This is a genomic window from Gordonibacter sp. (genome assembly GCF_036667095.1).
Taxonomy (GTDB): Bacteria; Actinomycetota; Coriobacteriia; order Coriobacteriales; family Eggerthellaceae; genus Gordonibacter.
The window spans coordinates 1-8,868 of sequence record NZ_JAVWUP010000109.1 but is presented as its reverse complement, the minus strand read 5'-3'; the positions used below and the strand labels follow the sequence as shown (position 1 = coordinate 8,868).

6 protein-coding genes are annotated in these 8,868 nt (G+C 59.6%); 2 read left to right on the top strand and 4 right to left on the bottom strand.

What is annotated here, in order from left to right; all coding sequences use genetic code 11:
* Together RR842_RS09685 and RR842_RS09680 are read left to right on the top strand one after the other, a co-directional pair.
* Window positions 1-1,251: MFS transporter (locus RR842_RS09685; RefSeq protein WP_332729606.1), on the top strand; the 1,251-nt coding region annotated here is incomplete at its 5' end.
* Between the two features lie 398 nt (window positions 1,252-1,649).
* Window positions 1,650-5,591 carry an EAL domain-containing protein gene (locus tag RR842_RS09680; protein WP_332729605.1) on the top strand — a complete coding sequence of 1,314 codons (3,942 nt, stop codon included), beginning with the start codon at window positions 1,650-1,652 and terminating at the stop codon, window positions 5,589-5,591.
* An 89-nt stretch (window positions 5,592-5,680) separates the two neighbouring features.
* Here RR842_RS09680 and RR842_RS09675 read toward each other — a convergent pair whose 3' ends face one another.
* From RR842_RS09675 to RR842_RS09660, 4 genes are all read right to left on the bottom strand, one after another.
* A complete protein-coding gene (locus RR842_RS09675) occupies window positions 5,681-5,980 on the bottom strand; it encodes a ferredoxin family protein (protein ID WP_332554346.1) in 300 nt (99 codons plus the stop codon).
* Complete coding sequence (locus tag RR842_RS09670; RefSeq protein ID WP_332729604.1) at window positions 5,977-7,272, bottom strand: FAD-dependent oxidoreductase; 1,296 nt, start codon at window positions 7,270-7,272, stop codon at window positions 5,977-5,979. Before RR842_RS09670 ends, RR842_RS09675 begins: the two co-directional genes overlap by 4 nt.
* Before the next feature lie 174 nt (window positions 7,273-7,446).
* Window positions 7,447-8,331, bottom strand: a complete 885-nt coding sequence (locus RR842_RS09665; protein WP_332518363.1) for an electron transfer flavoprotein subunit alpha/FixB family protein — start codon at window positions 8,329-8,331, stop codon at window positions 7,447-7,449.
* A gap of 40 nt (window positions 8,332-8,371) precedes the next feature.
* Window positions 8,372-8,868 (bottom strand): electron transfer flavoprotein (locus tag RR842_RS09660; protein ID WP_332729602.1); only part of this gene is annotated, 497 nt, incomplete at its 5' end.

Genomic DNA, 8,868 nt, shown 5'->3' with positions numbered 1-8,868 from the left:
AAGCGCGGGTTGCTTGGGGTACGAGGGGAGCTTTTCATGCAGTTGGCGCATCCGCAGAAGCGCTTGGGGCCACGTTCGTTTTTCGCGTGCGCCCTGGCCATCAACCTGCTGCTTATCCTATCCATCGACATGTACGTGCCGGCGCTGCCCAGCATGCAGCGCGTCTTCGACGTGACCGAGGCGTACCTGAACCTCACGGTGTTCGCCTTCTTCGTGTTCAGTGCCGTGGGTGTGATCATGGCGGGACCCGTGAGCGACCGCTTCGGGCGCAAGCCGGTGCTGGTGTTCGGATGCATGCTGTTCGCGGCATCGTCGCTGTTCTGCACGTTGGCGCCCACCGTCGAGGTGCTCATCGTGTTCCGCATCGGACAGGCGCTGGGCTACGGCGCAGTAGTCACTATCGAAACGGCGCTCATCAAGGACTCCTTCGACGGCAACGACCTGAAGCTTGCCATGACGGCGTTGCAGTCGCTTATCATCATCGGGCCCGCCGTTGCGCCCTTTCTGGGCACGTTCATCCTCACGTTCTCGGATTGGCGCGGCATATTCACGCTGCTGACCGTCTGCGGCTTCGTTGCACTGGGGCTGTCGCTGCTCATCTCGGAAACGCATCCTCACGCAAGCAAGGCAGAACGGAGCCAAACGGGCGTCGGGGCGGCGCTGGGCTCCATGGTCTCCGATATACGCATTCTGATGCACGACCGCAAGTTTTCGTCGCTCGCCTTGTTCATGGGCATAGCGGGCATGCCCTACTTCGCATTCATCGCCGTGGTGTCCTACATCCTGATGGACTTCTTCGCGGTGTCGTACTTCGAGTACAGCATGATCTACGCCGGTGCCTGCCTCGTCACTATCGCTGCGCCCTACGTGTACGTGGCGCTGTCGAAGCGCATGAGCGTGCGCGCCATCCTCGTGCTGTGCGTCTGGCTGACCGCAGCGTCGTTCGTCATGCTCGCGCTGTTCGGCACGGCAAGCCCCGTGCTGTTCCTGGTGGCGTTTGTCCCCTACGCGCTGGCCGAGGGCATCGTGCGGCCAATGGCATTCGTGGTGCTGCTGGACCAGCCGTCGAGCCGCGTCGGGGCAGCTTCGTCGTTCTCCAACTTCTCCTATGCGCTGCTCACGTCGTTCGCCACCGTCATCGCCACCCTGCAGTGGCCGAACTTCATCTTCGGCATCGCCGTGCTCACTGGCGCAAGCGTGCTGGTCATGGCCGGACTGTACGTGTGGGGACTGCGGAAGAAGGCGGATTAGCCTCTATCGCCTGCCGTCAGAGGAGCAACCGAAAGATGCCTGATGGGATTGCTTTTCGGGTCACGGAGCAAAATGCTCGCGGACAAGGCTATCAAACCGAGCAACGACCGACCTGATAGCCTCAATCCCCGTAAATAAAAGAGAAAATACGCAGTTCGGAGGTAAGAGCTTTTTCTTGGCTATCAAATACCCGAGCGATGCACTATTATATCAAAATTGCAGAAGCCATCCTGGTTGGCCGCACGCCTCTGTAGCTCTTTTGTCGACCCCTCAGGAGATGCCCGCGACGTGCGCACAGCAAAGGCAGTACGCCCATGGCCCACGCTCGAATTCAGGGCATATGCATCTTTTTACCGGTCAGCAACGCGCGATCCCAGCGCATGCGAGAGAGGACAGCCGTGTCGATCACGCAGCAAGCCAGCCGAGAAGACTCCTTGCTTCTGGAGAGGCAGTACCGCGAACGCATCAAACCCCAGCTCGAACACTCTCCTTGCACAGCTTACGTCGTCAAGCAAGACATCGACTTCTCCTTCGTCGAAGGAAACGACCTCTTCTTTTCCCGGCCGGGCTTCTCTCAAGAAGAACTGGCGCAAAAGCTCGGTTACCGCTTAGGTGCCTTGCTGGACAAGGATTCGCTTCAAGCGACGGGGAAACTGGTCGAGAAGTTGGAATTCGGCCAGTCGGGGACGCTTTACCAGCGGATTCTTTACGATGGGAAGAGCTATTGGGTGCTCACCTCGATCGCCCGCCGAGAAAGCGAGATAGGCCCCGTCCTCCACTGCACCTCGGTCGACATCAGTTTCCTTATGGATGTATCGCTGCGCGACGAGCTAAGGCTTGACAACTTCCAACATGCCGCCGAGGAGGCACGGCTGGGTGCGTTCCAATACGATCCAGCCGATGGAACCGCTCGCCTTTTCGGCTCGCCCGATCTCCTGCCCATGTCGCCTGCAGGCGACAGCGGCACCTGCCCCCACTTCATTGATCGATTCATAGAGGAAATCGTCGTGCCAGACGACGATGCGGCCACCCTCCGCGCCGGCCTCAGCCTCTACGCCGTCGGCCAAGAGCGATGCTCTTACGAATTCAAGGCGCAAACACGCAAGGGAAAACCCGCTTGGGCACGGCTCACCCTCTCCAGCACCTCGTCAGCCTCCCAGCACCCCCACCGGATCATCGGCGTGCTCGAAGACATCACCCAGCAAAAGGAAACCGCTCTCGCCTACCTCCGCGAAACACAGTTCTTCCAGGCCCTGCTCTCCGAACAGGATGCATACGGCCAGATCGATGTTACGGAAAACCGTATTTTGCGCGTCGGCGGCATATGGAACCTCTACAACGAGATCATCGACAAGATGGCCTACACCGACCTTTTCCACCAGTTCATCGACAAGGTGGTGCACACCGACGACCGAAGGCACTGTAAGGAGTTCATGCGGTGCGAGAACTTCATCGAGTCGCTCGACAACGGCATCAGCACGCTCGAATGCGAGCTCCGGCGCATCGTCGACCAGAACAAGATGGTTTGGATGAAGCTGAGCGTCCACCTGTTCAAAGACCCGCTGAGTCGCCACGTGTTCGGCTTGCTGCACCTAAGGAGCATCGAAGCCCAGAAAAAGCAGGAGCTTGCCGCGCTTCACCATTCGACCTTCGACCAGCTCACCGACATCTACAACAAAAGGGCAGCGCAAAGCGCCATCGGCGACTACCTCGCTACCGTCTCCTCAGACGAGCCCTATGCATTCATGATCATCGATTTCGACAGCCTCAAGGCCATCAACGACAACCTCGGGCACGATGTCGGAAACCGCGTATTGATTAAGTTCGCTCACATCCTGAACGGTATGTTTAGGAAAAACGACATCGTCGGACGCTTCGGCGGCGACGAGTTCATCTTGTTCATAAAAGGCGTTTCCACCCATGAACAGGTAAGGAGGCGTCTCGACGAATTCGACGCAGTCCTGATGACAGACGTCGATGCCGACTTGATCTCCTGCTGCATCGGCATCATCTGCGCAAAGGGGCCCAACGATTACGAGAACCTGTTTCGCCGCGCAGACGTCGCCTTGTACGAAGCGAAGATCGCAGGAAAAGGCAGCAGGCGCTTCTTCGACCAGGAGAGCACCCCTCTTCTGGACAGACGCAAGGAATCCGAAGAGGATGAAACCAGCGTCGTGCAGCCTGTCGCCTGGGACAGACTCGACCTTGTATGCAGCCGAAACGAAGAAGGTGCGTCGTATCGGGCAATCAATGAGCTTGTCGGAGAACAAGGCGACATCGCCTATCTCGTGGATGTCGACAGCTTCACCCTGCTCCGAGGAAACAAGGCCTTCTACGACCGCATCGGCATGACCGAGCAGCAATGCAAAGGTCGAACCTGCTACGAGCTCATGCATCGTCGAGAATCGCCCTGCCCTTTCTGCGGCAAAGCGAATTGGGCCACCGACAAGTATTATCTTTGGCGAAATTACAACCTCGTCCTCGAACAGGAGTTTCTTATTAAAAACAAGCTCGTCAACTGGAATGGGCGCGAGGTGCTGCTCGCTTTGGCGGTGGATATCTCCAATAACAAGAGCATTGTGGATTCGCTCGAAACCGGTTCGATGGAAATGCATGCCATCCTGGAAGGCGTGCAGCGCATGACGGGAGCCGACACGTTAGACGACGTGGTGGCGACGGCTATCGAGACCATCGGCACGTTCTTCCGCGCCGGAGAGGTGCGCCTGTGGCACCATTCCGGCATCGACGAGCCCCTCGAGTGCGCTCGCACGTGGCCCCGCAACCTCCCCCGCCTCGACGCAGCCTACGAGCATGAAGTCCGCGCTTGGGTCGAGGGCATGTCGTGGGAGCACCCTCTCAATTTCGAAACCCCCGAGGCTATGCTGTGCCACTCCTACGGCATGTACGAGCATATGAAGATGCACGGAACGCGTAATCAACGCTGGCTGCGTATCATGGGCGGCGAAGGTGAGCATGATTTCATCAGCATCGACAATCTGTCGTGCGACCTGCAGAACGTCTCGTTCCTCAGCTCGTTCACCGTGTTTTTGGAAAACGAGCTGAACAAGAGAAGCCTTGCCGAAAAAACGATCCACACCGTGCTCCATGACAATCTGACCGATCTTTTGAGCAGGAGAAGTTTCGAGTCCTTCGTCGCAGAATACGACCCCGACCTCGTTGCCAACCTCGGGGTCGTCGTGGCCAACATAGATCACCTCAAGCGCATCAACGAGCTGCATGGCTTCCAAACGGGCAGCCAATATATCAAGGAGTTCGCAGGCATCCTCCGCAAGGCGCTGCCAGGATACACCCTATACCGGCTGGATGGCGACGAATTTTTGGCAGTCGCGCTCGACACGAGCCTCGACGATGTGCAGGACGCGGTCCGGTCACTCGAAGCGCTGGTGAAAGAGAACGGATGCTTCACCGTCTCCGTCGGCTGCTCATGGGACGACATCGAGAAAAACCTGCCACAACTGATCGAACAGGCGACCGTTGTCATGCAGAGCAGCAAGAAGCTGCTTCATGACTCTTCTGACGAGCGTGAGAACACCTCGCACCGCAAGATGCTCAGCGACCTGATGACCGCACTCGACAACGGCGATTTCAAGGTATTCCTCCAGCCTAAGGTCGATCTAGCCAGCAAAGAGGTAATCGGTGCCGAGGCGCTCATCCGTTTCCAAAACGACGAGCTGGGCATCGTGCCGCCTGGTAAGTTCATTGACGCGCTGGAAAAGAACGATCTGATCCGCTACATCGACCTTTTCGTACTAGAAGAGGTATGCAAGCTGCTGGAAAACTGGAAAAGCAAAGGCTTCGCGCTGCCCGTCGTGTCGCTCAACTTCTCTCGGTTCACCTTGTTGGAGCGCAACATAGCAGCTTCTATCGAAGCCATCGTCTCGCAGTACGACGTGGCAAAGCGCAACATCGAAGTCGAAATCACCGAAAGTGCCGTAGTGATAGGAAAAAGCGTCCTGTACCAAGCAGCACAGGACCTGCACCAAGCGGGCTACTCGATATCGCTCGACGATTTCGGCACCAAGTATACGAATCTGTCGATCTTGGTCGACATTGATTTCGACGTACTCAAGATCGACCGCAGCCTGATTGCCGAGGTAGAGAAGAAGAAAGGCTACCGTGCCATTCTCGAAAGCGTTATCGATATATGCGACAGCCTCGGCATCAAAGTGGTCGCCGAAGGCATCGAGACCAAAGCGCAGGAAGCAGTTCTGCGGGAAGCGAACTGCAAGTTCGCACAGGGGTACCTCTACGGCAAGCCCATGCCAGCCACCGAATTCGAAGCGCACTGCTTTGGAGGTGCAGAGAGGCAAAGAGGCTGAGGCGGCAAGACGACTAACCAGATGCAACGACGCGCCTCGACCGAAAGTCGAAGGCGCGTCGTTGGTCTAGCCTCTTGCGTAACAGTTCCCTACCCGTACCTATACTCCACACCCATAGTGGGGCCGGGGTTCTCCCATTTCTTCACGATGGTGCCTTCGCAGGCGATGCGGCAGGTGCCGCACTCCAGGCAGCCCGCGTAGTCGAAGGACTTCGCGCCGGCATCGTCGATCTTGTAGAGGGCGGCCGGGCACACGCGCACGAGTTTCATGAACTCATCGGTGTCGGGGTCGTCCACTAACTCGATGTGGGCGCACTCCTCGTCCACCTCGTACTTGTCCAGTGCCAGGAACTCGTCCACGTTGACCGTGATGTTCGCGATCTTGCTCACAGCGACTTCACCGCCTTCCTTACCTCGCCGGCCAGCTTGAACAGCCCGCGCTTCTTCACGATAGGCATCATGCGCTTCATGAGCGGCTTTTGCGGCTCGCCGTCCACCTTGAACAGGGCGTTCATGATCTCGCCCACCATGACGGGGTAGTCGGTGAACATGCTCTTCCAGCCCTCCATGACGTGAGGCCAGCGACGGAAGGTCTCGAGGTCCTTCATGACGAAGGAGCCTTCCATGGTCGTCTTGTAGGAGGCCAGCCCCGCGGCGGACGTGTCGCCCGCGTCGAGCGCCTTGACGGCCGCCTGGGCTGCCATCTGGCCAGAGGCCACGGCGAAGTCCATACCGCGCACCTGGTAGCCCATGTTCATGCAAAGGCCTGCCGCCTCGCCGGCCACAAGGGCGCCGTGGAACACGTAGGTCGGCACCATGTCGTAGCCGCCCTCGGGCACCATGTGGCCCGAGTGCTCCACGAGCTTGGCGCCGCGGATGATGGGGGCCACGGCCGGATGATTCTTGAAGTCCTCGAGCATCTGGTAGACCGGCATCTCGTTTGAGCCGTCGGCGGCCGTGGAGATGGTGGCCACGAGGCCAAGCGAGATGGAGTCCTTGTTGGTGTAGAGGAAGCCGCCGCCGACGTTGCCGTGCGTGCAGTCGCCGACAAACAGCATGGCCGCGCCCTCGCCTTCCGGCACCAGGAAGCGATCCTCAATGGTCGAGGCCGGCAGCTCGAAGACCTGCTTGATGCCGACCGCCATCTGGGAGGCCTTCGGGCGGGCGTTGCCGAGGCTGCGTTCACACAGCAGCGTGTTCACGCCCTCGGCCACGATGGTCACCTCCGCGGTGATCTCGTCCTCGCCGGCGCGCACGCCGACGATGCGGCCTGCATCGTCGCGCAAGAGCTCCTCGACCGCGATGCCGCAGATGTACTCGGCGCCGGCCTCCTCGGCCTTGCTCGCCAGCCACTGGTCGAAGGGCGCGCGCAGCACAGAATAGGAGTCCTTGCCCTCCTCGGCAAGCTCGGGGCTCGTGAAGTCCACGGCCATCTGCGCGCAGGGGTCCATGAACGCCATGCGTTCGTGGGTTATCTTGCGCTCGAGGGGCGCTTCGGACTCGAAGTCCGGGAAAACCTTCTTGAGCGAGTGCGAGTAGATGCGGCCGCCCGTCATGTTCTTCGCGCCGGCGAAGTTGCCGCGCTCGACCACGAGGACCGACTTGCCGGCCTTCGCAAGCTCAAAGGCCGCGACCGACCCGGCGCAGCCTGCGCCCACGACGATCGCGTCGAAATCTGACATGGTTGGTTCCTTTCTTTTATGGAGGGTGCCTATGCAGGGAGCATCGAAACCAGGTGTTCCCTGCACATTTCCAGCATACTATTCCGTCGCGCACCCGATAAGGGACAAATACGCTTCAGTGCGGTACTCGCCTTGACACTCCCCACGCCTAAAGGCGGGGGATTCTTGATACGTTTAAAGAGCAGCAACCAGAGCAGGGATCACCTCTTTTACGTCTCCTACCAGGCCATAATCACACTGCTTAAACACGGGGGCATTTTTGTCCTTGTTGATGGCGAACAGCGTGCTGGCACGGTTGCATCCCACCATATGCTGCATCTGTCCGGAAATACCGGCTGCCACGTATACCTTCGGAGAGAGCATGAGGCCGGATACGCCCACATAGGTCTCGGTGGGCAGCCAGTTCACGCCCTCGGTGAGCGGACGTGAGCAGGCGAGGCCGCCGCCGATCTTCTCCACCAGTGCACGGGCCAGGTCGAGATCGGCTTCCTCGGCGAAGCCGCGGCCCGCAGCCACCACAGCATCGGCCTTGAACAGGTCCACACCGCTTTTCTGGATGGGCTTGCGATCCACGAGTTCGACCGGATGCGCCGGGGTGACCCAGGCGATGTTCAGAACAGTATTCGCACCAGAGGGTTGAGCCTCGGCGAACGTGCCGGCTCCCACCGTATAGATGGCCACCCCGCCACAAGCCTTCTGCACGCGCTCGCCCACGCCGCCGAAGTACAGGCTCTTGGCTCCGCCGCCCTCGAAGGACATGACGTCGGTGATGACGGCTGTGCCGGCATGTGCGGCAAGCCTGCCGGCGATGGACTTCATGCGGCGCGTGGGCTCCACCAGCACGATGCCCGGCTGCTCGGCATCGAACAGCGAGATGACCGTATCGGCCGCATCGTCGACAATGGAACCTTCCGGCACGGCAATGCAGGCTACCTTGTCGGCAACGCCCTCGGGGGCCTCGGCGAAGGAGACCAGCACGACCTCGTCGGCCAATGTGCGGGCTCCTGCGGCAAGCTCACGAGCGGCATCTGCGCCCTCAGTAATAACAAGTGCTTTCATGACTATCAACTCTGCCTTTCTTACGAACGAGCGGGTAAGTTTAGAGGGCTGCCTTAAGGGCGGCGGCGAACTGAGCAACAGCGCCATCGGCCGACGCGTCGAGGATCTCGAGTTTACGGTCGGCCTGCTCGGGAGCGAGGCAGGACACGGTCTCCAGGGCGTTCTCGCAGGCACCCGCAACACCGGACACGTCCATCGGCTTCTTGCCGGCGGCCAGGATATCCTTCATGCCCGGGATGCGCGGCACCGCAACATCAGGGGTTACGGACACCACAGCCGGCAGGGGCACGCGCACCGTTTCGACCACGTCCTCAAGCGTACGCTCGACAACGACAGTACCCGCCTCGGGCGTGATCTTGGACACCGCGTTCACCACAGGCAGGCCCAGACGCGCAGCCAACTGCACATCGGTCTGCTGCGCATAGTTGTCGGCCGAGCCATCACCGCAGAGGATAAGGTCGTACTCCCCTACCTTTTCCACCAACGAAGCGAGCGCACAGGCGGTCGCATGTGCGTCCAAGTTGGCACAGGCATCGT